This is a genomic window from Acidovorax sp. 107, assembly GCF_003058055.1.
In the GTDB taxonomy this organism is placed as follows: domain Bacteria; phylum Pseudomonadota; class Gammaproteobacteria; order Burkholderiales; family Burkholderiaceae_C; genus Acidovorax.
In genome coordinates, this window is the sequence record NZ_QBTZ01000001.1 from 470973 (window position 1) to 493127 (window position 22155).

General features: G+C 65.5%; 17 protein-coding genes. 7 read left to right on the forward strand and 10 right to left on the reverse strand.

Going from position 1 to position 22155, the window contains the following annotated elements; translation table 11 throughout:
- Position 1 precedes the first annotated feature (1 nt).
- Positions 2-2521, forward strand: coding sequence for an ABC transporter permease (locus C8C99_RS02295; RefSeq protein WP_108624834.1), 2520 nt, complete (start codon positions 2-4; stop codon positions 2519-2521).
- 345 nt (positions 2522-2866) lie between these two features.
- On the forward strand, positions 2867-4348 hold the full coding sequence (locus C8C99_RS02300) for a DEAD/DEAH box helicase (protein WP_108624835.1): 1482 nt from the start codon (positions 2867-2869) through the stop codon (positions 4346-4348).
- An 80-nt stretch (positions 4349-4428) separates the two neighbouring features.
- Here the strand turns inward: C8C99_RS02300 and C8C99_RS02305 are convergent, their stop codons facing one another.
- The 8 genes from C8C99_RS02305 to C8C99_RS02340 all read right to left on the reverse strand — a co-directional run bounded on the left by C8C99_RS02305 (position 4429) and on the right by C8C99_RS02340 (position 13887).
- Entirely contained in the window at positions 4429-5082 is a 654-nt protein-coding gene (locus C8C99_RS02305; RefSeq protein WP_108624836.1) for a nitrous oxide reductase accessory protein NosL, read from the reverse strand.
- 7 nt (positions 5083-5089) lie between these two features.
- Positions 5090-5662, reverse strand: coding sequence for a nitrous oxide reductase accessory protein NosL (locus C8C99_RS02310; RefSeq protein ID WP_056636890.1), 573 nt, complete (start codon positions 5660-5662; stop codon positions 5090-5092).
- Complete coding sequence (locus C8C99_RS02315) at positions 5659-6474, reverse strand: ABC transporter permease (RefSeq protein ID WP_108624837.1); 816 nt, start codon at positions 6472-6474, stop codon at positions 5659-5661. Before C8C99_RS02315 ends, C8C99_RS02310 begins: the two co-directional genes overlap by 4 nt.
- A 2-nt stretch (positions 6475-6476) precedes the next feature.
- On the reverse strand, positions 6477-7421 hold the full coding sequence (locus C8C99_RS02320; RefSeq protein WP_108624838.1) for an ABC transporter ATP-binding protein: 945 nt from the start codon (positions 7419-7421) through the stop codon (positions 6477-6479).
- Positions 7396-8673 carry a nitrous oxide reductase family maturation protein NosD gene (locus tag C8C99_RS02325; protein WP_108624839.1) on the reverse strand — a complete coding sequence of 426 codons (1278 nt, stop codon included), beginning with the start codon at positions 8671-8673 and terminating at the stop codon, positions 7396-7398. Before C8C99_RS02325 ends, C8C99_RS02320 begins: the two co-directional genes overlap by 26 nt.
- Complete coding sequence (locus tag C8C99_RS02330) at positions 8673-11294, reverse strand: NosR/NirI family protein (RefSeq protein WP_108624840.1); 2622 nt, start codon at positions 11292-11294, stop codon at positions 8673-8675. Before C8C99_RS02330 ends, C8C99_RS02325 begins: the two co-directional genes overlap by 1 nt.
- Positions 11295-11583: 289 nt before the next feature.
- The gene (gene nosZ / locus C8C99_RS02335; protein ID WP_108624841.1) at positions 11584-13509 is read right to left on the reverse strand and encodes a TAT-dependent nitrous-oxide reductase; all 1926 of its coding nucleotides are present in this window, start codon (positions 13507-13509) and stop codon (positions 11584-11586) included.
- A gap of 21 nt (positions 13510-13530) precedes the next feature.
- Complete coding sequence (locus C8C99_RS02340; protein WP_056636879.1) at positions 13531-13887, reverse strand: hypothetical protein; 357 nt, start codon at positions 13885-13887, stop codon at positions 13531-13533.
- A gap of 192 nt (positions 13888-14079) precedes the next feature.
- Here C8C99_RS02340 and C8C99_RS02345 point away from each other — a divergent pair, with 192 nt between their 5' ends.
- Entirely contained in the window at positions 14080-14493 is a 414-nt protein-coding gene (locus C8C99_RS02345) for a cytochrome c5 family protein (RefSeq protein ID WP_056637610.1), read from the forward strand.
- Positions 14494-14505: 12 nt separating this feature from the next.
- Positions 14506-15552 (forward strand): FAD:protein FMN transferase, encoded by a 1047-nt coding sequence (locus C8C99_RS02350; RefSeq protein ID WP_108624842.1) that lies wholly within the window; start codon positions 14506-14508, stop codon positions 15550-15552.
- A gap of 54 nt (positions 15553-15606) precedes the next feature.
- Here C8C99_RS02350 and C8C99_RS02355 read toward each other — a convergent pair whose 3' ends face one another.
- A complete protein-coding gene (locus C8C99_RS02355) occupies positions 15607-16449 on the reverse strand; it encodes a symmetrical bis(5'-nucleosyl)-tetraphosphatase (RefSeq protein WP_108624843.1) in 843 nt (280 codons plus the stop codon).
- 459 nt (positions 16450-16908) lie between these two features.
- On the opposite strand from C8C99_RS02355, the gene C8C99_RS02360 reads away from it, so the two are divergent.
- Positions 16909-17211, forward strand: a complete 303-nt coding sequence (locus C8C99_RS02360) for an H-NS histone family protein (RefSeq protein ID WP_056636872.1) — start codon at positions 16909-16911, stop codon at positions 17209-17211.
- 259 nt (positions 17212-17470) lie between these two features.
- Here the strand turns inward: C8C99_RS02360 and C8C99_RS02365 are convergent, their stop codons facing one another.
- Positions 17471-18355, reverse strand: coding sequence for a helix-turn-helix domain-containing protein (locus C8C99_RS02365; RefSeq protein WP_108624844.1), 885 nt, complete (start codon positions 18353-18355; stop codon positions 17471-17473).
- A gap of 111 nt (positions 18356-18466) precedes the next feature.
- Between C8C99_RS02365 and C8C99_RS02370 the strand changes: the two genes are divergently transcribed.
- The gene (locus tag C8C99_RS02370) at positions 18467-18874 is read left to right on the forward strand and encodes a hypothetical protein (protein WP_108624845.1); all 408 of its coding nucleotides are present in this window, start codon (positions 18467-18469) and stop codon (positions 18872-18874) included.
- 217 nt (positions 18875-19091) lie between these two features.
- Entirely contained in the window at positions 19092-22007 is a 2916-nt protein-coding gene (locus tag C8C99_RS02375; protein ID WP_108624846.1) for an aconitate hydratase, read from the forward strand.
- The last annotated feature ends 148 nt before the right edge of the window (positions 22008-22155 follow it).

Below are 22155 nucleotides of genomic sequence, written 5' to 3' on the forward strand. Positions count from 1 at the left end.
CATGAACCTGTCTTTCCTGCGCCTTGGCTGGCGCACCCTGGCCCGGGACCTGCGCGCGGGCGAGTTGCGCCTGCTCATCGTGGCGGTCACGCTGGCGGTGGCCGCGCTCACCTCGGTGGGTTTTTTTGCCGATCGCCTGCAGGGCGGACTGCAGCGTGACGCCCTGCAACTGCTGGGTGGAGATGCGGTGGTGGCCAGCGACAACCCGACGCCGGCAGCTTTTGTAGAGCGCGCCAAGGCGCTGGGATTGCAGTCGGTGACCACGTTGGGCTTTCCGACCATGGGCCGCGCGAGTGATGCACAGGGCGGCGCCAGCAAGCTGGTGGCGCTCAAGAGCGTGCAGCCGGGTTACCCGCTGCGCGGCAGCCTCACGGTGGCGGATGCTCCCAGCGCGCTGGAGCAGACCACGCGTGACATCCCGGCGCCCGGCGATGTATGGGTGGACGCTCCGCTGCTCGAATCGCTCAACCTTGCCATGGGCGACAAGCTGCTGCTGGGCGATGCCCAGCTGCGCATCGCACGCATCATCGCCATTGAGCCGGACCGGGGCGCGGGCTTCATGAGCTTTGCACCGCGCGTGATGGTCAACGAGCGCGATCTGCCCGCCACGGGCCTCGTGCAACCTGCCAGCCGCCTGACCTACCGCTTTGCGGTGGTTGGCCCGGCATCGGCCATCAAGGCGTTCAACGAGTGGGCGGTGGCCGAGGCCAAGAAGCCCGAGGTGCATGGTGTGCGTGTGGAGTCGCTCGAAAGCGGCCGCCCCGAGATGCGCCAGACGCTGGACCGCGCCCAGAAATTCCTGAGCTTGGTGGCGCTGCTGGCCGCGCTGCTGTCGGCCGTTGCTGTGGCGCTGGCCGCGCGCGGCTTTGCGACCGAGCACCTCGACGCCTCGGCCATGCTGCGTGTGCTGGGGCAAAGCCAGCGCACCATTGCCGGTGCCTACACCACCGAGTTCGCGCTCATTGGCCTGTTCGCCAGCTCTTTGGGGGTGGCGTTGGGCTATGTGGTGCATTACGCCTTTGTACTGCTGCTGGCGGGCCTGGTGGAGTCGGCCCTGCCGTCGCCCAGCCTGTGGCCGGTGGTATTTGGCCTGGGCATGGGGCTCACGCTGCTGTTTGCGTTTGGCCTGCCGCCGGTGCTGCAGCTGGCGCAGGTGCCACCGCTGCGGGTGATCCGGCGTGATGTGGGCGGGCTCAAGCCTGCCTCGCTGGCGGTGCTGGGAATCGGCATAGCGGGCTTTGCGGCGCTGTTATTGGCCGTGAGCAGCGACATCGAGCTCGGCCTGATTGCCGTGGGTGGTTTTGCAGGCGCGGTGGCGCTGTTTGCCGGGTTGTCGTGGGTGGCGGTCAAGCTGCTGCGCAAGAGCGTGAATGAGGCCACCGCGCCGCGCTGGCTGGTGCTGGCCACGCGGCAGATCTCCGCGCGCCCGGCCTATGCCGTGGTGCAGGTCAGCAGCCTGGCGGTGGGCCTGCTGGCCCTGGTGCTGCTGGTGCTGCTGCGCACCGACTTGATCAGCAGCTGGCGCAAGGCAACGCCACCTGACGCGCCCAACCGTTTTGTCATCAACGTGATGCCAGACCAGTCTGACGCCTTTCAGCAGACGCTCAAGGACAGCGGCGTGGCGCGCTATGACTGGTATCCCATGATCCGGGGCCGCCTGGTGGCGGTGAACGGCAAGCCGGTGGGCCCCGACAGCTACACCGACGACCGCGCCAAGCGCCTGGTGGACCGCGAGTTCAACCTCTCCAACGCCGTGGAGGCGCCGCCGCACAACCAGGTGGTGGCCGGACGCTGGACGCCGGGTGAGGAGGGCGCCATCAGCGTGGAAGAAGGTATCGCCCAGACGCTGGGCCTGCAGATGGGTGATCGCTTGCTGTTTGATATGGGCGGTGTGCAGGACGAGGCCCGCATCACCAGCCTGCGCAAGGTGGACTGGGGCTCCATGCGCGCCAATTTCTTTGTGATGTACCCGGTGGCAGAGGTCAAGGATGTCCCCGTCACCTACCTGGCCGCCTACCGCGCCCCCGAAACCCACGGTTTCGACAACGCACTGGTGCGCCAGTTTCCCAACATCACCAACGTGGACATGGGCGCCACCATTGCCCAGGTGCAGCGGGTGCTGGAGCAGGTGATTCGGGCGGTGGAGTTTTTGTTTGCCTTCACGCTCGCCGCCGGGCTGGTGGTGCTGTTTGCCGCCGTGACGGCCACCCGCGAGGAGCGCGCACGCGAGTACGCCATCATGCGTGCCGTGGGCGCCCGGGCCAGCCTCTTGCGCCAGGTGCAGCGCGCCGAGCTGGTGGGCGTGGGCCTGCTGGCGGGCTTCCTGGCCAGCGCGGTGGCGGTGGGCGTGGGCTGGGCGCTGGCTCGCTATGTCTTTGACTTCACCTGGACCGCCGCGCCTTGGGTGCCGCTGGCCGGTGCGCTGGCAGGGGCGGTGCTGGCGCTGGCCGCAGGCTGGTGGGGCCTGCGCGAGGTGCTGTTGCGCCCGGTGGTGGATACGCTTCGGCGCGCAGCCGAATGAAGAACTGAGAACGTGTTTACGACCCCAGAGAGATCGTCAACACGCTCCAAGACCCGGGCCGAGGGCGTGGCCGGGGCGCTGTGCAGGGGTTTCAAGGCGCCCATCGCCCAGGCATCGCCTGTCATCAGGGCAACGCCCGCACACGGTACAAGGTGTTGGGGCGCTGTGCCTTTCAGCCGTGGAGTTGAGGCAAAAGCGGGCGGTGGTGCTCGTTTTATATGACGTTATAGCTATTAAATAAATAGCATTTATCCGTTAACGCGCTGACTGCGCATACCGCATTTTTTGTCGTACGGCGCCCTGGAAATCGCTTTTTTGGCGACCGGTGCGACAATAGAGGGCTAAATGACAAGTTCCTTTTCCAATCTATCGCTGGCTGAGCCGCTGGCGCGCGCCGTAGCCGAAATGGGCTACGAGTCCATGACGCCCATCCAGGCGCAGGCCATTCCGGTGGTGCTCACCGGTCAGGACGTGATGGGCGCTGCCCAGACGGGCACCGGCAAGACGGCAGCGTTCTCGCTGCCCTTGCTGCAGCGCCTGCTCAAGCACGAGAGCAGTTCCACATCCCCCGCCCGCCACCCTGTGCGTGCCCTGGTACTGCTGCCTACCCGTGAGCTGGCCGACCAGGTCGCCCAACAGATTGCGCTGTACGCCAAGTACACCAAATTGCGCAGCACCGTGGTGTTTGGCGGCATGGACATGAAGCCCCAGACCATCGAGCTGAAAAAGGGCGTCGAAGTCCTGGTGGCCACGCCGGGCCGCCTGCTCGACCACATCGAGGCCAAGAACGCGGTGCTCAACCAGGTCGAGTACGTGGTGCTTGACGAGGCCGACCGCATGCTGGACATCGGCTTCCTGCCCGACCTGCAGCGCATCCTGAGCTATCTGCCCAAGCAGCGCACCACGCTTTTGTTCAGCGCCACGTTCTCCCCAGAGATCAAGCGTCTGGCCAGCAGCTACCTGCAAAACCCCATCACCATCGAAGTGGCCCGCCCGAACGAGACGGCCTCCACGGTGGAGCAGCGTTTTTACAGCGCCAACGACGACGACAAGCGCCGTGCCATCCACCATGTGCTCAAGAGCCGGGGCCTGAAGCAGGCGTTCATCTTCGTGAACAGCAAGCTCGGTTGCGCCCGCCTGGCGCGCAGCCTGGAGCGCGAAGGCCTCAAGACCGCCGCTTTGCACGGTGACAAGAGCCAGGACGAGCGCCTGAAGGCGCTGGAAGCCTTCAAGAGTGGCGAGGTCGATCTGCTGGTGTGTACCGATGTGGCCGCGCGCGGCCTGGACATCAAGGACGTGCCCGCCGTGTTCAACTTCGACGTGCCGTTCAACGCCGAAGACTACGTGCACCGCATTGGTCGCACGGGCCGTGCCGGGGCTTCGGGCCTGGCCGTCACGCTGGTGTCGGGCAGCGATGCCCGCCTGGTGGCTGACATTGAGAAGTTGATCAAGAAAAAGATCGACCTCGAAGCCATCGAGTACGAAGAAGACCGCCCCCGCGGTCGCATTAATGACGGCCGCCGTGCCTGGCGTGAAGCGGGCGAGACGGGTGACCCGCGTGATGCGATTCCAGGCGCCGTGCGCGAACGCAGCGAGCGCCGCGAACCCCGTGAGCCGCGTGAACACCACCGGGGTTTCCGCCCTGCCGTGGCATCGCGCGACCCCTTCTTTGAAAAGCCTTACGAGCCCAGCAGTGCGGATGCCGCACCCGCCTGGGAGGCCGCCACCAAGTCGCCGGCGCGCAGCAGCATTTCGGCCAACATCAAGCCCAAGCGCAAGGTGGCCGCCCTCTTCAAGGCCGCCCAGCCCGAAACTTCGGTGCAGTGATGAAAATCAGGCCTTTTTGGCCTGTAGCGCTAGAAGAATAAGCGCTAGTAGCTATATTTATTATAGCAATTCAATCCATCTCAGCCTGCATGCAGGCGGTGGTCGGCCCTGAGGTTCGGGGCCAGCCCGCGCAGCAAGGGCGCATCGATGGCGCCGAACAGCACGGCCCGCCCTCCACGCTGCTGCGCAAACCGCTGCGCCGCCCCCGCATCGGCAAAGGCGGGCAGGTTGCCCGCCCGCATCGGCCCCATGGCCGAAGAGCCTGTCACGTACACCGCCTCCTGCGCGTTCAGCCAAGCCCCCGTGTCGGTGTCGGTCACATACCGGGCCACGATGGCGTCGGGCGTGCGGCCCCGCGTGTAGTGGGCCACGTTGCCCAGGTACAGCATCAGGCTGAGCGGCGAGTCGAAGAAATACGCATCCCCTTGCGCAAAGATGACCTGTGCCGCCCACGCGCGTGCGCGGGCCGGGTACATGCCGCACACCGGGCAGCGTGCGTCGGCGGGCACCTCGCGCGCAGCGGCCAAGGGCTGGCCCAAGGCCGGGTCGTAGGGCGTGGGGGGCGCCACCACGCACACATCGTCGCCAATCCCCTCCAGGGCGGCGTTGCCGGATGGGCGGGGCGGGGTGCGCTGGGGCCATTGCCATGCCACCAGGCCTGTCGAGCCCAGCAGCAGGGCTGCGAGCACGGCACGCCGGGTGGTGGGGCTTGGAGGTGGCGTCAGCACCGGCATGGGCTGCTCACATGCGCGTGTCGTGCTGCGCGCCGCCGCTCAGGTCCACCATGGTGGGCGTGATCTCGGCAAAGCGCAGCACTTTGCCGCCATATTCGGCGGCGAACTTCTTGGCGTCGGCCTCTTGTGCAAAGCTGCCAATGGTGGGGCCCATCGAGCCGTGGCGCTTGCCGCCGACCACGTAGATGGCGGTCTTGCCGTCGATCCAGTGGCCCTTGGGCGCGTCCCAGTCGGCCTGGCCCATGTCCTGCACGTACACGGCCTGCACGGCGCGCACCTGCTCGCCGGCGAGCAGGGTGCTGAACAGCTCCACCGTGTCGCAAAAGTACGAAGGCTTGTCCTGCCCCGCAAAGCGCACTTGCGCCTTGGGGCCGGGGTAGTCGGCCAGCAGCATGCCGTCGAGTTCGCAGCTGGTGGTGCGGTCGATCTCCACGGGCTGGAGGGACTGCGCGCTGTTGTCTGCCTGGCTGCAACCGGTCAGCCCCGCGAGGCCCGTGAGCGTGCCCAGCGATGCGAGGGCCGCCCAGCCCAGCAGTTGGCGCCGGGTGGCGCAGGCGCATTGGTATGAAGGGGTTGTCATGGTTTGAATCTCCAGCTCGCCAGGCCGAGGGGCAGCACGATCCAGCCCGCCATCACCGCGCCCATCAGCCATGGCTTGGCCAGGGCGGGGGGCACGATGCTGGTGAGGCCGTACAGGGTGCGCACGTCGTCCAGCGAAAACACGTTGAGGATGCGAAAAACGTCGGCCGGGTTGAGCAGCAGCAGGTAGGCCACGGCCTCGCCGCCCACGCTGCCGCCGGTGGCCACCAAGGCGCCCAGCAGCAGCAGGTCAAACACCAGCACAAAGAAGAACCAGGCGGCAATCGCCAGGCCCGAAGCGCGGGTGCGCTCGTGGGTGAGCACCGACAGCAGCACGGCCATGCTCAGGAAGGCCAGCCCCAGCAGCACCGAGCTGAGCATGAAGCCGCCGTAGTGGAACAGCGCTGCCCCGTTGAACTGCTGGACCAGCAGCACGGCCACCAGCCCGAACCCCGCCAGCGTGGAGAGCGTGAGCGCCGCCGCCAGCCCCAGGTACTTGCCCAGCAGCAGCTCCAGCCGCGTGATGGGCAGGGACAGCAGCAAATCGAGCGAGCCGCGCTCGCGTTCGCCCACGATGGCGTCAAAGCCCAGCAGCAGCGCAATCAGCGGGATCAGGTAGATGACGAGGCTGACCAGGCTGGCAATGGTGAACTCGATGGAGCGAAAGCCCACCGTGCCTTGCTGCGCGCCGCCAAAGTAGGCAATGGCCAGCGAGAACACGGTGAACACCAGCGCCACGGCCAGCACCCAGCGGTTGCGCATGCGGTCGCGGAACTCCTTGCCCGCGATGGTGAAGATTTGGTGGAATTCCATGGCTAGCCCTTGCGCAGGTCGAAGTACACGTCTTCGAGGGACGGTTCGTAAATGTTCACGTCCCGCAGCCGCGTGCCCAGCGGCGCCAGTGCGCCCAGCACGGCCATCTTGGCGTCGCGCGGGCAGATGACCGTGAGGCCGCCAGCGTGGGCTGTGCACGTGAGGCCTTGCAGCGGCGCGAGGGCCAGCACGGCGGCGGGTACGTCCGCGTCGTTCAGTGCGAGCTCGATGGTCAGCGGCATGTGCGCCTGCTCGCGCAGCGCCTGCACGCTGCCCAGGGCCTGCAGCTTGCCGGAGGCCAGGATGGCCAGGCGGTCCACGCGCTCCTGCAGCTCGGCCAGGATGTGCGAGGTGATGACGATGGTGACCCCCACCGCCTGCAGTTCGCGCAGCGTGGCGTAGAAGTCGCGGATGGCCTGCGGGTCGAGGCCGTTGGTGGGCTCATCGAGCAGCAGCACCTGCGGCTCACCCAGCAGGGCCTGTGCAAACCCCAGGCGCTGGCGCATGCCCTTGGAATACTCGCGCACGGCGCGCTTGCCGGCACCGGCCAGGCCCACGCGCTCGAGCAGCGCCGGGCATTGCGCGAGCGGCGACCCCTTGAGGCGCGCGAAGAAGTGCAGCGTCTCCAGGCCGTTCAGGTTGTCGTAGAGCACGACGTTTTCTGGCAGGTAGCCCAGGTGGCGGCGGGCGGCGCGAAAGTCGCGCCCCTGCACCGTGGCGCCGCCCACGCGGATCTCGCCCGAGGTGGCGGGCACCAGGCCCAGGATCATCTTGAACAGCGTGCTCTTGCCCGCGCCGTTGTGGCCGATGAGGCCGAAGATCTCGCCGCGTGCCACGCGCAGGTCGATGCCGTCCACGGCATGCAGTGCGCCGTAGTGCTTGTGCGCGCCCTGCACCTCGATGGCGGGGGGCTCGCTCAGGTCAATGGGGGGAGGGTTGCGTGTCACGCTGAAACTTCCGTTGGGGTTGGTTCGGTTGCATGCGGGGTTGGGGGTCCACCACCGTGGGCACGCGCAGCACCGGAAACTGCTGGCCCACCAGGCGCAGCGCCTGTACGGCAGGGCTGGCCAGCAGCAGCTTGATGGTGGGATGGCGCCAGGTCAAGCGGTCCACCATGTCGTTGGCCTCATAGGGCACGTCGCCCACGCCGTTGCCGTCGCGGTCCCAGCCCAGGTAGTTGCTCCAGTGGTTGCCGCCTTCAGTGCCCCAGCGCTCGTCACGAGCACCCACGTAGCGGACCTGCTCGCGGTTGCCGATGAAGTCGTTGCCGTTGACCTTGTTGTTCTTGGAACCCGCCGACAGGTGCACGCCCACCGTGTTGCGGGCCACCAGGTTGCCACGCAGGGTGATGTATTCCACGTCGTAGATAAAAAAGCCCCGGCCGTTTTCGGCCACCACGTTGTTCTCGATGACCGAGTCCTGCAGGGTGCGCAGCATGATGCCGTGGTCGCTGTTGCCCCACGCGCGGTTGTTGCGCACCACCTGGTCGCGCACCTCCATCAGGGCCAAGCCGCCTCTGTTCAGGTAGGTGTCGTTGTCCTCCCACAGGTTGTAGTAGGAGTTCATGTAGTGTGTGCCGTAGCGGCTGTGGTGCAGCTTGTTGCTTCGGAAGATGGCGTGGTGCGACACGTCCACATACAGCGCATCGCGCACAAAGCTGATGTGGTTGCCTTCGATGCGGGCACCCGTGGTGTTGTACAGCTGTACGCCGTTGCCGCGCTGCGACGAGCCCACGTCGCGCAGGCCGGTGATGGTGTTGTGCAGCACCTGCACGTCGTTGGCCTTCTCGATCCACAAGCCAAACAGGTTGTAGGTGAGGTCGTTGTTGCGCACCACGGTGCGGTGGGCGCCGGGGTAGACATAGATGCCTGCGTTCTGGTCCTTGAGGCTGGTGCCCGAGTCGCGCACGATCAGGCCCTCGATCACCACGTCGGGCGCGGTGACGCGGATGGTGTCGCCCGTCTGGCCGCCGCTGAGCGTGGGGCGGTCGATGCCGCGCAGGGTCATGGCCTTGCCGATGCGCAGGTTCACGCGGTAAAAGCCACGCTGTACCTCCACCGTGTCGCCCGGCGCGGCAGCCTGGATGGCGGCTTGCAGGTCCTGGCCAGGGCGGACCTGCACGGTGGCGGCGCTGGCGGGCAGGGCCAGCAGGCACGTCGCAAGCGCCAGGAACGCGGTGAGGGCAAGGGGGGGCTTCATTACGCCAGCCCCACCAGGGTCTTGATGGCCAGGAACAGTGCCGCGCCAATCAACAGATTCTTGAAGCCCACATAGCTCAGCATGTCCATCACGCCCGCACGGCGGTACTGGTCGCGCCACCACGGGCCGTCCTTCACATAGCGCTTGCCCGACAGGCGGATCAGCACCTCGTACACGCTCCAGCCAAACCACCAGCCAATGATGGCGCCCGACGACAGCGAGCCCATGGCGGTCATCACCCAGGCCACGCTGGCAGCCACGGCGAGCGAGAAGCCTGCGATCTGCAGCGCGCGGCGCGATGCCCAGCCTTCGCGGCTCCAGGGCCACAGGTGGTCTACCAGTTCCAGCCAGATCCAGCGCAGGCCGTTGGCATCAGCCTTGTGCGCGGGCAGCGCTGGCGTGGTGGGCATGCGTGGGTCCGGTCCCTTGGCGGCCTTGGCCGAGATCTGGTCCTGCACCGTGGCGGGGTGGATCGGGATGAAATAGCCGTTCTTGCCGATGGGCGTGATCTCCAGGCCGTCCTTCTCCCGGCGCTTGCGTTCCTTGGCCAGAGGCGGGCAGCCCTTGGTGTCGGTGTACAGCACCATGCAGTCCAGGCAATGCAGGCATTCGCGGTGGTCGATGCGGCCATCGGCATCAATCGCCTGGGCGCCGCAGCCCACGGCGCAGGCCTTGCAGCTGTTGCAGTCCTGCTTGCGCTTCAGGCCAAACCAGCGGAACGTGCTGGGCATGGCGAGCGAAGCGCCCAGGGGGCAGATGTACTTGCAGTAAGGCCGCTCGATGAAGATCGACACGCCCAGGATGGCCGCCACGAACAGGCTGTAAGGCCAGGCGCGGTTCATCACGCCCACCAGGAAGGTGGTCTTGAACGGCTCTACCTCGGCCAGCTTCTCAGCGAGGCCCATGGAGAACATCGACACCACCAGCAGCCCGAAGAACACCGCGTACTTGACCCACTTGAGTCGGTCGTGCCACTTTTGCGGCAGCTGTGTCTGGAACCGCTTGAGGCCCACGACCCGGGCGACTTTGTAGATCGCCTCCTGCAGCGAACCGAACGGGCACATCCAGCCGCAGAACAGACCACGGCCGAACAGGAACACGGTGACGATGATGAAGATCCAGAACAGGAAGATGAACGGGTCGGACAGGAACAGCGACCAGGTCCACTGGAACAGCAGCGAGTGGAACCAGGTCAGCACCTGCGTGATGGAGGGCTGGGCCATGGCGCCAAAGCCGATCCAGCCAATGCTGAGGGCCCAGAAGCTGTACTTGAAGCCGTTGACGGGCCATTTGTTCTTGTGGGTGGACAGGCGGGTGAGCTTTTCGCGCAGCGCGTACACCACACCCACGGCGACCAGCAGCACGGCGAACAGTGCAATCTCTACCGCACGCGACTTCCACACGCGCACCCAGGGGGCGTCGGGCTCTTCGATGGTGGGGCGACCGCCCTGCAGCGTGCTGGCGGGCAGCCAGTAGGGTGTGTCAAAACTGGTGAAGCTGCGGGTGCCGGTGGCGCGGTCTACGCGGTTGCCCAGAAAGCTCAGCTTCCATGGGTAGGCGGCCGAGAACGCGGGTGAGCGGATGATGAAGATGACCGATTCGTTGTAGCTGGGTGCACCTGCGGCCTCGATGCCATAGAGGTTGAGCGCGTCCAGATCGCGGAAGGTGAATGAGTCCGCGCCCTGGCGCACTTGCACGCGGTCGTAAATGCCGCCGCGCACAAAGCCCGAGCCCTTGAAGGATTCTTTGCCGCCGGTGCGGATGATGAAGAAGGCGTGCTCGCCCTCCTTGAGCTGCAGGCGCAGGTTGTTCCAGCCGTTCTCACCCAGCAGGCTTTTGCCCAGGTCGGGGTGGTTCAGGTCACCGAACCACAGTTCGATGAATGGGTCGGGGCCCTTGTCCAGGCCCACCTGTTCGGGCAGCACCCGCAGGCGCTGTACGGTGCCTTGTTGCACCAGTTCGGCCCAGCTCAGGCGTTTGCCGGTTTCGACATAGCGAGCGGGTTCGCGCACGGTGGGCGCGAGGATGCCCACCTGCCGTGCCACGGCCGAGCCTGAGGTCATCATGACCTGGTTCTGTGCGATGACGGTGACGGTGGCGCCTGAGATGGCATCGAGGCCCAGCACGTTCTCATCGGGGCGCGACTGGCCGACCTCGATCTTGTCGGACACCGACTTGCCCAGGTACTGGGCGTTGAATTTGAGCAGTGCCGATTCAGGGATGCCCAGCAGCAGGATGGGCTCGGAATGCTTGAGCACCTTCACGCCCACAAAGCGGCCCTGCGTGTCCATGCCAATCAGCGTCACCACGGGCTTGCCGGAGTAGGCGGGGGTGTCGGTGATGTCGGTGGACAACATGACGTAACCCAGCAGTTTTTTCTGGGCACCGTCGTTGTCGTAAGCCTCTACATAGGGCGGCTGGCCCTTGCGTTCAGAAAAATGACTGGCGCCGGGAAACACGTCCTTGCAGGGCACCAGCGCGCACATGTCGCGCGCAGTGGAGAGTTCCGCAGGCAGCTCCGCCTCGTAGGCGCCTGCCGCAGCATGCGCGCGCGGCGCCAGCCAAAGTGCTGCCAACAAGACCAGAAGAAGCGTGGCGAACTGCCGACGGAGGGACATCATGGGACTATCTTTTTGATAGCTGCCAGCGCATATTCTTCAAGCGCTAGCGGCCAATATGATTCGAAATGGTGCGCAAACACGACAACTGGCGCGCCCCCAGGCCAGGGATGCAGAGCAAGGGCCGCCCCGCAGCGAGTGCATCGTCCCCCTTCCCGGAGCGCGAAGCGCGCAGAGAGAAGGGGCTGAGGGCCGCGGCTCCAAGCCTGCCTGCGCAGGCTTGGACGGTCCTGAAGAGCTGCCGCCTCTGGCGGCTGCACCGAGCGGTCGCGCCTCAGGGGGATGCTCCGAATCACCCCTCCACAATCATCCGCGTGCGCATTTCCAGGTGGAGTGCGTGGCAGAAGTGCGTGCAGTAGCACCAGAACACACCGGGCTTGTCGGCCACAAAGCTCACCGACTTGGTCTCCAGCGGGTTCACGATGAAGTTCACGTTGTAGTTCGGGATCGCAAAGCCGTGGGTCAAGTCTTCGATCTTGTCCAGGTTGGTCAGGATCAGCGTGACTTCGTCACCCTTCTTGAGCTTGAACTCGCGCAGGCTGAAGGCTGGGGCTTGCGAGGTCAGCTTCACGGTGACCTTCTTGCCATTGCGGAACACGCCGGATTCCTTGGGGTCCTTGACGGCCAGCGGGAACTCGTCGAGCGTGTAGACCTGCTTGGGGCGCACCAGGTCGCGCTTGAAGATGATGAAGTCATGGGGCTCGCCGCGCACGGGGTGGTCGGCCAGCAGCACCATCTTCTCGCCAGAGATGTCGATGAGCTGTTCGTTCTCGGGGTGCAGCGGGCCCACGGGCAGGAAGCGGTCCTTCGAGAACTTGCAACCCACGGCCAGGATCTTGCCGTCGGCGGCCTTGGTTTCGGACTGCGAGGCGTTCAAGTGGCCGGGCTGGTATTGCACGTCCAGGCGGTCCACCACGTACTTGGCGGTCTTGTCGCCCGCGTGGAACTTGATGGCGGCCTCCACGTTCCACTTCACGACCTGGCTGTCCAGGAAGAGGGTGGTGTAGGCGTTGCCACGGCCGTCAAATGCAGTGTGCAGTGGGCCCAGGCCCAGTTCCACTTCGGCCACGATGGCGGAGTCCAGCTTTTCGAGCTTGCCTTCAAAGTAGTCGAGCACCTTGGCCAGTTCGATCACGGTGCCGGTGGGCGAGAGCTTGCCGGCGCAGATGAAGTACTTGCCATCGGGGCTGGCGTTCACGCCGTGGGGGTTCTTGGGCACCGACACGTAGGCCGTCAGGGCCGTCTTGGGGTCCTTGTTGGCTTCGTGCGTGCCGTCCACCACGGGCACCTTGCTGGTGCCGATGGTCTTGAACTTGCCAGCCTTCACGGCGGCTTCGATGCGGGCCACGTTGAAGAACAGGCAGGCGTCGCGCTCGGCGGACATCATGTCCTCGTACTTCGCGCCCATCTCGGTGTTGTACTGGTTGGTGGCGGCCAGCTTGCCGTCGTACGACGTGGCGACCAGGTCGCAGTTGCCGTCGATCAGCACCTGCCAGCGCACTTCCATCGTTTCTGCGTCGACGCAGCTGAACATGGAGCGGTATTTGCTGGCGTCTTCGATGCCCGTGTTGGGCATCGGGATGGCGAACTCACCGCCGCAGAACACGCGGGTGGTGTAGTTGATGGCGGGGTCCACCGGGTCGGCCTTGTCCGGGAAGATGCCGTGAAAGCCCTGCACGTTGGGCAGCTTGGTGATCTTGTCGCAGATGAAATAGTCGAGGCGGATGCGGGCGACGCGGCTGTTGATCTTGTCGTTGATCCAGGCGTAGCGGCCGTCGTAGTTGCCGTCCTTGTACGAGGCGTGGGTGTGGTGGGTATCCGCCACCGTGTATTCGAGGTGACCGTCGGCCTTGGTGCCCATCACGGCCTTGGATTCGTTGGTGATGCCCCAGCCCACCAGCGCGTCGGGTACGAAGCAGGGGATGCGGGTGATTTCGCGGCCCGAGGGCAGGCCCAGCACGCGCATGTCGCCCGTGTGGCCACCGCTCCACAGACCGTAATAGGTGTCCAGCTCACCGGGCTTGAGGTGCGGGTTGGCACCCGTGGCGGCATGGCTGGCCGCGGGGGCTGCCGGTGCCGGAGCCGCTGGTGTGGCGGCGCTGGGCTTTTCATTGCAGGCGGCGACGCCTGCGGTCAGGCCCACCAGGGCTGCCGTGTTGATGAAACTGCGTCGGCCCAGGCCAGCTGCGGGAAGGGGACTGTCTTTTCTCTCGGTCATGGTTTTCCTCTTTGGGATCGCTCAGTTGAAAAGGGGTGGTGCTCGCGCAGGGGGGCTGAGCGCCATCCCTGTGCGAGCGGAAAGTGAGGTGTGAAAGCGGGGCTGAAAGGTGGGGGCCGCGGTGGTGGTAGTGGCTGCAGGCGGGGTGGCAGGTGGCGCGTCGGCCGCCAGGCACAAGGGGCAATCGAGGCCTGTGGCATCTGCAGCCACCAGGCCCTCGGCGGCCTTCATCACCAGCCGGGTGCCGCCCGTGCCGGAGCAGACCAGCTCCAGACCTCGGGGCGCTATCAGCGGCGAAGCCGCCGCCGCACCGAGCGCCATGACAAACCACGCCAGCACCCAAAGGCGCAGGTTTCGGAGGGTTTGATGGCTTTGCATGGGGTGGATAATAGATTCATGTAATATGAATCAATTTGATCTGGATCATGTTTCGGCGAGGCCTGCACCTGCCCAAAAGTGCCTCTTGCATCTACAGTCCATGCACCGGTCTGAAGTGGTGCTGGATGCATTTCGCGCGCAGTCACAGGCCCTCTCAGATACTTTTCAACCACCAAGAACAGGATGTATGCGATGCAAAAGAAAACCGTGATGGTCGCCGTAGCGATCTTGGCCGCACTGCTGGCCGGCTGTGGCGACAAGAAGTCGGAGCCCGCACCGGCAGCGGCTGCCCCCGCTGCGGTGACGGCCCCGGCGCCCGCAGCGGCCCCCGCCGCCCCGGCTGTTGCAGAAAATGAAGTGGGCAAGGGCGTGTTTGGCAAGACCTGCGCCATGTGCCATGCCGCGGGCGTGGCCGGTGCTCCCAAGCCGGGCGACAAGGCCGACTGGGGCCCGCGCATTGCCCAGGGCAAGGACACGCTGTACAAGCACGCGATCGAGGGCTTTACCGGCGCCAAGGGCATGATGCCTGCCAAGGGCGGCGCAGCCAATCTGACCGATGCCGAGGTCAAGGCCGCCGTGGACTTCATGGCCGACAAGTCGCTCTGAGCGGAGGGCGCCATGCAGCAAGCTTCTCTGCGCCCCGCCGGCCTGTCGCGCCGTCGCGTGGTGATGGCGCTGCCCTTGCTGGGTGGCGCTGCCTGGGCTGTTGGCGCGTCCGCGGGCGCGCGGGTGGTGTCTGAACGCAGCTCGCGGTCACTGATGGGCACGCAGGTGGATATGGCGGTGGAGGGCATTGACGCCCTGGTGCTGCGCCACGCCATGGACCGGGCCTATGCAGAGATGCAGAGGCTGGAAGCGCTCATGAGCCGCTACCAGTCGCTCAGCGTGGTCAGTCGCATCAACCTGGCGGCGGGCGTGACCCCGGTGAAAGTCCCGGCCGAGGTCATGGCGGTTCTGCAGAGCGCTCAGCGCGTGTCGGCAGTGAGCCGTGGGGCCTTTGACGTGACCGTGGGGGCTTTCAAGTCCTGGAACTTTGGCCCCGGCGAAAAGGTGGTGCCCGGCGCCAGCGAGATCGCGCGGCAACTGCCGCTGGTGGATGCGCGCAGCCTGGTGCTGGACGTTGCCGCTGGCTCTGCCTACCTGGCCCGCCAGGGCATGGCGCTGGACCTGGGCGGTATCGCCAAACTCCCTATTCTCGAAGCGGGCATGAACGTGCTGCGCTCCGAGGGGGTGGAGAACGCCATGATCAACGGCGGCGGCGACGTGCTGACCCAGGGGTTGTGGCAAGGCCGGCCCTGGCGCGTGGGCCTGCGCGACCCGCGGTCTCCCGAGCGCCTGCTGGGTGTCGTGGCCGTGGCGGGTACTGGTGTGGTGGCTTCGTCAGGCGACTACGAGCGCTTCTTTTTCCACGAAGGCCAGCGCCAGCACCATGTGCTCAACCCGCGCACGGGGCGTCCGGCATCGGGCGTGCATGGCGTGAGTCTGGTGGCGCGGGATGTGGCAGCTGTCAACGGACTGGGCGCCGCGCTGATGGTGCGGGGCCCACAGGCGGGCAGGGCGCTGGCGCAGCGCATGCCGGGGCTGGCCGTGTTGATCGCCGGGCAGGATGGCGAAGTCTGGCAGTCCGCTGCCATGTCGGCCTTGCTGGAGCCCATGCCGTCTTGAGCCCGCGGCGCTCGCGGCATGCTTGCGGGCGCTTGCGAGGTCGTCCACAGGGTCTCAGCCCGGGGCCTGGGCCTGCTCGCAGTGCACCTGCAGCAGTTCGCGCTCCGCCAGCGTCGCGCCAAAGCGCACGGCGCTCAGGCAGCCACCCCACACACAGCCCGTGTCCAGCCCGAGCAGGTCGCTGCGGTTGAGCCAGCCCAGTGTGGACCAGTGGCCAAAGGCCGTCAGCGTGCCGGCCGTGCGCCGTCCTGGCGCCTCAAACCAGGGCATCAGGCCCGCAGGGGCGGCGCTGGCACTCTCGGTGCTTTCAAAATCCATCACGCCCTCGGGCGAGCAAAAGCGCATGCGCGTCAGCACGTTCACGATCACCCTCAGCCGGTCCGTGCCGGTGAGGGTGTCGCTCCAGCGGTCTGGTGTGTTGCCGTACATCGTGTGCAAGAAGGCGGGCAGGTCCGGGCTGCGCAGCACGGCGTTGACCTCCTGTGCGCGCGCCAGGGTGTCGGCGGTGGTCCAGTCGGGTACCACGCCCGCATGCACCATCAACAGAGGCTGACCGGCATGCGCGTGCGTGCGTGCCAGGGGTTGCTGTTGCAGCCAGTCGAGCAGTGCTTTGCGGTCCGGGGCGTCCAGCACCGACGCCAAGGTGTCGCGTCGGGAGGGCTTGCGCGCGCCGTGCGCTGCGGCCAGCAGGTGCAGGTCGTGGTTGCCCAGCAAGCAGCGGATGGCGTCGCCGTGGCGCATGCACCGGCGCAGCACGGCGGCGGAATCGGGGCCCCGGTTGACGAGGTCCCCCAGCAGGTACACCGTGTCGCGGCTGGCAGAAAAGCCGATGGTGTCCAGCAGGCGTTCCAGCGCGCTGTCGCAGCCCTGGATATCGCCGATACAGTAAAGAGCCATGATGGTTTTTGGTGGTGAGCGTGATGCAGCAAAGCGTCGATTTTCTGCTGATCGCACTGAGGGCGTCGTGATGGCGTGGATCAGAACCGCCTGTGGCGAACTGTGGCACCCCAACGCTGGTCTGCTTGGCCCCGTGGCTGTGGGAGCGCCATAACACTCTGCCGAAATTTTGATGGCAGAAACAGGACCTTTGCGCGCAGTAGGCGTGCAAACTGGGTAGGCCCGCTGGATATTCGAGGTGCTTGCCCAGGGGCAATCGCTTTGGTCGGGGTATTCGTCCTTCCCGAGGTGCCCGTTAAAGCAGGGAAGCGCTGAGGCCAAGGGGGAGATAGCCAAGGATGAATATGCCTTGCCAAAAAACTGTGGCTTCTTAATACAAAAAATGCTACCTCGCGTGTGTGACAGGCGGTTATCCATATAATCGCGCTGTCTCCAACCCCATTTCCTTAATCAGACACCATGACCAGCTACAAAGAACTTTTGAAGCAGCGTGAAGCGCTTGAGCAACAAATCAGCGAAGCCCGTCGCCGAGAATTGTCGGATGCTGTCGCCCAAGTGCGCGCTCTGGTGGCCGAATATGGTCTGACCGCCCAGGACGTGTTCCCTGCGGGCAAGGCTGCAGGCAAGGTTGGCCGCAGTTCTACTGCAGGCACCAAAGTGGCGCCCAAATACCGTGACCCTGCCACCGGCCAGACTTGGACCGGCCGCGGCAAGGCCCCCAAGTGGATTCAAAACGAAAACCGCGAAAAATTCGCCATCTGAAAAGCAGATGTGCTGCGTTAGAAAAATAGCCCGCCTTTGCGGGCTATTTTTTTGAATCCGGCATTCGATGCAGAGCTTGCCGCGCCAGCTCTGATTTGTGACGCCTCTGCACTTGGCAATCGGCACCGGGTGCCTGCGGCAAAGCATCTGCCATCTGCATTCGCGGGGTGTTTATCGCAAACCCTAGTTGCCCAAGCTGGGTTTTACCAGGGTGTCAAAAACCTTCTCGGCGCGGTGCCGGTAAGCCTGTGCTGGTTGCTCAACCGGCACCATATTGCTGCGCCATCTTTCGCAGTACCTCTGCAGTAAATGCATCGGCCGGGAAAAACGACTCCACCGCCAACTCCTGCAAGGTCACATCCACCGGGGTGCCGAATATCGTGGTGGTACTGATGAGCGACAGCATGCCGTGCACGCTCTTGAAACAAAAAGGCATCACCACCCCCAGCATTTCACCCTCCATGACGAGCGGAGCAGATTCATCGGGCGTGGGGTATTCGAGCAGTTCGGCCTGCAGTGCCAGCAACGCCGGGTCGGCGGTGGCCTGAATCTGCTGGCGCAGGCGCTCGAACAGGTGGTGGCGCCATTGCGCCAGATTGGCAATGCGTGAAGCCAGGCCCTGCGGGTGCAGGCTCAGGCGAAACACATTGACGGGCGGCGCAAGCAGTTCGGGGCTGACGTGCGCAGCCAGCAGGGCTTGCGCAGCGCGGTTGGCGGCCACCACGTTCCAGCAGCGGTCGAGCGCGATGGCGGGGCAGGGCTCGTGGCCCTTGAGAACCAGCTCCACCGCCTGGCGCGCGGCAGCCAGGGCGGGGTCGTCCAGCGCGCGTTCGCGGTACATCGGGGCATAGCCCGCTGCTACCAGCAGGGCATTGCGCTCGCGCAGCGGGATGGCCAGGCGCTCGCACAGGCGCAGCACCATGTCGCGACTGGGGTTGGTGCGGCCAGTCTCCATGAAGCTCACATGGCGTGTGGAGATGTCCGCTTCGTCGGCCAGCTCCAGCTGGCTCAGGTGCCGCTGCTGGCGCCACGTGCGCAGGTGGTCACCAAAACTGGCAAGCCCCGCCGCCGCAGCCCGGTGCGGCAGCGGATGGCGCGGGGTTCGACGGGAAGGGGTGACAGGTGTGGCCGGTGTGGATGTCATGCCTTGCATCCTAGACCCAACCGGCGCGCAGGCCATTACCTGGCACGTCATCGACGCCATGCGCTGCAGCGGCAACGATGCAGCCTTCTTCAACCCCCCAAGGAGCTTGTCATGTTCAACCTGCTGTCTTCTCCCTCGTTCTTGCGTGTTGTGGTCTGGTTCGATGCGTCCACCGGGCTGCTGCTGGGCGCCTTGCATCTGCTGCTGACGGCGTCATTGACCGAATGGCTGGGATTGCCGCCCGGTCTGCTGGTGGCGTCGGGCGTGATGCTGCTGGGCTACGCGGCGCTGGCCATCGGCATTGCACGCGCGCCCGCCATGCCACGCGGCGGATTGTGGTTACTGATCGTTGCCAACTTTGCCTGGGCGCTGGCCAGCCTGGCCTTGCTGCTCGGCAGCGCTGTAGCCCCCACGTTGCTTGGCCAGGCCTATCTGTTGGTGCATGTGGTGTCAGTGGCGGTGCTTGCCGAACTGCAGTGGATGGGGGTGCGCCGCCTGCCCGCCTGGGTTGCTGCGTAGTTGGCATTGGAATCGCTGATGCTGCACATTTAATAGCATTGCAGGCATGTAGATGTAGCGCATACGCCGCTTTTGATCTCAAAAGGGGTGTGGTACAGGGTGCTGGCGGTGGCGCGGGGCGGGCGCGGCGGGCGGAGTGCAGCGGCATATCCCCGGTGATTGCGCCGTCATGGGGGACTGCCAGAATAGACGCTGTTGCCTTTTCAAGGAGTTCGCCATGGCCTCATCGTCGAAGCTGCAAGCCACCCCATCGTCCAAGCCCGTCCGCCACGTCTTTGCCAACACCCTCAAGGGCTTCAAGACCGCATCGGGCAAGGAGGGCAAGCTCTACTCCCTGCCCGCGCTGGCCAAGCAGTTCCCGCAGATCCAGCGCCTGCCCGTGTCGATCCGCATCGTGCTCGAATCGGTACTGCGCAACTGCGATGGCCGCAAGGTGACGGCCGAGCATGTGCAGCAACTGGCCCACTGGGCGCCGAACGCCGAGCGCAAGGACGAGATCCCCTTTGTGGTCTCGCGCGTAGTGCTGCAGGACTTCACCGGCGTGCCACTGCTGGCCGACCTGGCCGCCATGCGCAGCGTGGCCGCCAAACTGGGCAAGAACCCCAAGAAGATCGAACCCCTGGTGCCCGTAGATCTGGTGGTAGACCACTCCATCATGGTGGACCACTACGGCAAGAAGAACTCGCTCGACCTGAACATGAAGCTCGAATTCCAGCGCAATCGCGAGCGCTACGAGTTCATGAAATGGGGCATGCAGGCCTTTGACACCTTTGGCGTAGTGCCCCCGGGCTTCGGCATCGTGCACCAGGTCAACCTCGAATACCTGGCGCGCGGCGTGCACAAGCGCAAAGATGGCGTCTACTACCCCGACACCCTGGTGGGCACCGACAGCCACACCACCATGATCAACGGTATTGGCGTGGTGGGCTGGGGCGTGGGCGGCATCGAGGCCGAGGCTGCCATGCTGGGGCAGCCCGTGTACTTCCTCACCCCCGATGTGGTGGGCTTCGAGATGACGGGCCAGCTGCGCGAGGGCGTGACCGCCACCGACCTGGTGCTGACGGTGACCGAGCTGCTGCGCCAGCACAAGGTGGTGGGCAAGTTCGTCGAATTTTTCGGCGAAGGCACGCGCACCCTGGCGTTGCCCGACCGCGCCACCATCGGCAACATGGCGCCCGAATACGGCGCCACCATGGGCTTCTTTCCGGTGGACGAAAAGACCATCGACTACTTCAAGGGCACGGGCCGTACCAAGGGCGAGATCGAGGCCTTCGAGGCCTACTTCAAGGCGCAGGGACTGTTTGGCGTGCCCCTGGCGGGCGAGGTAGACTACTCGCAGGTGGTGAGGCTTGACCTGGGTAGCGTGACGCCCAGCCTCGCCGGCCCCAAGCGCCCGCAAGACCGCATCGAGCTGGGCAAGGTCAGTAGCCAGTTTGCTGATCTGTTCAGCAAGCCCAATGCACAAAACGGCTTCAACCGCCCGGCGGAGCTGCTGCACACGCGCCATCACATCCACCGCGCCGCCGAGGTGGTCGCCGACGTGGCGCCAGACGGCAAGCCCACCCCGGCGGGTGCTCCGCGCTCGATGGTGGAGATGGAGGCCAACAAACCCGCCCTGGCCACCGCACACGATCAGGCCCGCACGGCCACATTGCCCGCCAAGGGGGCTGACCCTACCGTGGGCAATGGTGATGTGCTGATTGCCGCCATCACCAGCTGCACCAACACCAGCAACCCCAGCGTGCTGCTGGCCGCAGGCCTCTTGGCCAAGAAGGCGGTGGAGGCGGGGCTCAAGGTGCAGCCGCACATCAAGACCTCGCTGGCGCCGGGCTCGCGCATCGTCACCGAATACCTTACGCAGACCGGGTTGCTGCCCTACCTGGAAAAGCTGGGCTTCGCGTTGGCAGGCTATGGCTGCACCACCTGCATTGGCAACGCGGGCGACCTCACGCCCGAGCTGAACGAGGTCATCACTAGCAACGACCTGGTATGCGCGGCCGTGCTCTCGGGCAACCGCAACTTCGAGGCGCGCATCCATCCCAACCTCAAGGCCAACTTCCTGGCCAGTCCGCCGCTGGTGGTGGCTTACGCCATTGCGGGCACGGTGCTCAAGGACCTGATGACCGAGCCCGTGGGCAAAGGCAAGGGCGGGTGTGATGTGTACCTGGGTGACATCTGGCCCACCAGCGACGAAGTGCATGCGCTGCTGAAGTTCGCCATGAACGGCAAGGCCTTCCGCGAGAACTACGCCAAGGTGGCCACCGACCCCGGTGCGCTGTGGGAGAAGATCAAGGGCGTGGGCGGCACCGCCTACACATGGCCCGCCAGCACCTACATTGCCGAGCCGCCGTTTTTTGCCCAGTTTGCGCTCGACCAGGGCGCGGCGGCCGCGTCTGCCGTGCACGGCGCGCGCATCATGGCGCTGTTTGGCGACTCCATCACCACCGACCACATCTCGCCCGCGGGCTCGATCAAGGAGAGTTCGCCAGCCGGCCAGTGGTTGCTGCAGCACGGCGTGAAGAAGGCCGATTTCAACAGCTATGGTGCCCGCCGGGGCAACCACGATGTGATGGTACGGGGCACCTTTGCCAACGTGCGCATCAAGAACCTCATGATCCCGCCGCAGTCCGACGGCTCGCGCGAGGAAGGTGGCGTCACGGTGTTCCAGAACGAGGGGCCGCTGCAGGGCGAGAAGATGTTCATCTTTGACGCGGCCATGCAATACATGGCGCAGAAGACGCCCACCGTGGTGTTCGCAGGCGAAGAGTACGGCACGGGCTCCAGCCGCGACTGGGCCGCCAAGGGCACGCAGCTGCTGGGCATCAAGGCCGTGGTGGCGCGCAGCTTTGAGCGCATCCACCGCTCCAACCTGGTGGGCATGGGCGTGCTGCCGCTGCAGTTCAAGGCAGGCGATTCGTGGGAGACACTGGGCCTGACGGGCAATGAGGTGATTGACGTGGTGCCTGACGCTGCACTCACCCCGCAAAGCGATGCACGCCTGGTTATCCACCATGCCGATGGCACACGCCGGGAGGTGACGGTGACCCTGCGCATCGACACCCCCATCGAGGTGGACTATTACCAGGCCGGGGGCATCCTGCCCTTTGTGTTGCGCCAGCTGCTGGAGGGTTGAGGGCCCGCAGCACCCTCCTTAGCTGCCGCATCGCGCTCTGCGCTGATGCGTGCGCGCAACGCTGGGGCGCAGCGCCGCCCCGGGATGTCGTGGACGGGGCTTCGGCCCCGTTTTTCATGGGGCGAGCGCTCTGGTCATTTCCTTACGC

Excerpts from the sequence above, each read along its gene's own strand:
- C8C99_RS02295 (WP_108624834.1), top strand. The coding sequence starts at position 2 with ATGAACCTGTCTTTCCTGCGCCTTGGCTGGCGCACCCTGGCCCGGGAC.
- C8C99_RS02300 (WP_108624835.1), top strand. The coding sequence starts at position 2,867 with ATGACAAGTTCCTTTTCCAATCTATCGCTGGCTGAGCCGCTGGCGCGC.
- C8C99_RS02305 (WP_108624836.1), bottom strand. The coding sequence starts at position 5,082 with ATGCCGGTGCTGACGCCACCTCCAAGCCCCACCACCCGGCGTGCCGTG.
- C8C99_RS02310 (WP_056636890.1), bottom strand. The coding sequence starts at position 5,662 with ATGACAACCCCTTCATACCAATGCGCCTGCGCCACCCGGCGCCAACTG.
- C8C99_RS02315 (WP_108624837.1), bottom strand. The coding sequence starts at position 6,474 with ATGGAATTCCACCAAATCTTCACCATCGCGGGCAAGGAGTTCCGCGAC.
- C8C99_RS02325 (WP_108624839.1), bottom strand. The coding sequence starts at position 8,673 with ATGAAGCCCCCCCTTGCCCTCACCGCGTTCCTGGCGCTTGCGACGTGC.
- C8C99_RS02330 (WP_108624840.1), bottom strand. The coding sequence starts at position 11,294 with ATGATGTCCCTCCGTCGGCAGTTCGCCACGCTTCTTCTGGTCTTGTTG.
- nosZ (WP_108624841.1), bottom strand. The coding sequence starts at position 13,509 with ATGACCGAGAGAAAAGACAGTCCCCTTCCCGCAGCTGGCCTGGGCCGA.
- C8C99_RS02340 (WP_056636879.1), bottom strand. The coding sequence starts at position 13,887 with ATGCAAAGCCATCAAACCCTCCGAAACCTGCGCCTTTGGGTGCTGGCG.
- C8C99_RS02345 (WP_056637610.1), top strand. The coding sequence starts at position 14,080 with ATGCAAAAGAAAACCGTGATGGTCGCCGTAGCGATCTTGGCCGCACTG.
- C8C99_RS02350 (WP_108624842.1), top strand. The coding sequence starts at position 14,506 with ATGCAGCAAGCTTCTCTGCGCCCCGCCGGCCTGTCGCGCCGTCGCGTG.
- C8C99_RS02355 (WP_108624843.1), bottom strand. The coding sequence starts at position 16,449 with ATGGCTCTTTACTGTATCGGCGATATCCAGGGCTGCGACAGCGCGCTG.
- C8C99_RS02360 (WP_056636872.1), top strand. The coding sequence starts at position 16,909 with ATGACCAGCTACAAAGAACTTTTGAAGCAGCGTGAAGCGCTTGAGCAA.
- C8C99_RS02365 (WP_108624844.1), bottom strand. The coding sequence starts at position 18,355 with ATGACATCCACACCGGCCACACCTGTCACCCCTTCCCGTCGAACCCCG.
- C8C99_RS02370 (WP_108624845.1), top strand. The coding sequence starts at position 18,467 with ATGTTCAACCTGCTGTCTTCTCCCTCGTTCTTGCGTGTTGTGGTCTGG.
- C8C99_RS02375 (WP_108624846.1), top strand. The coding sequence starts at position 19,092 with ATGGCCTCATCGTCGAAGCTGCAAGCCACCCCATCGTCCAAGCCCGTC.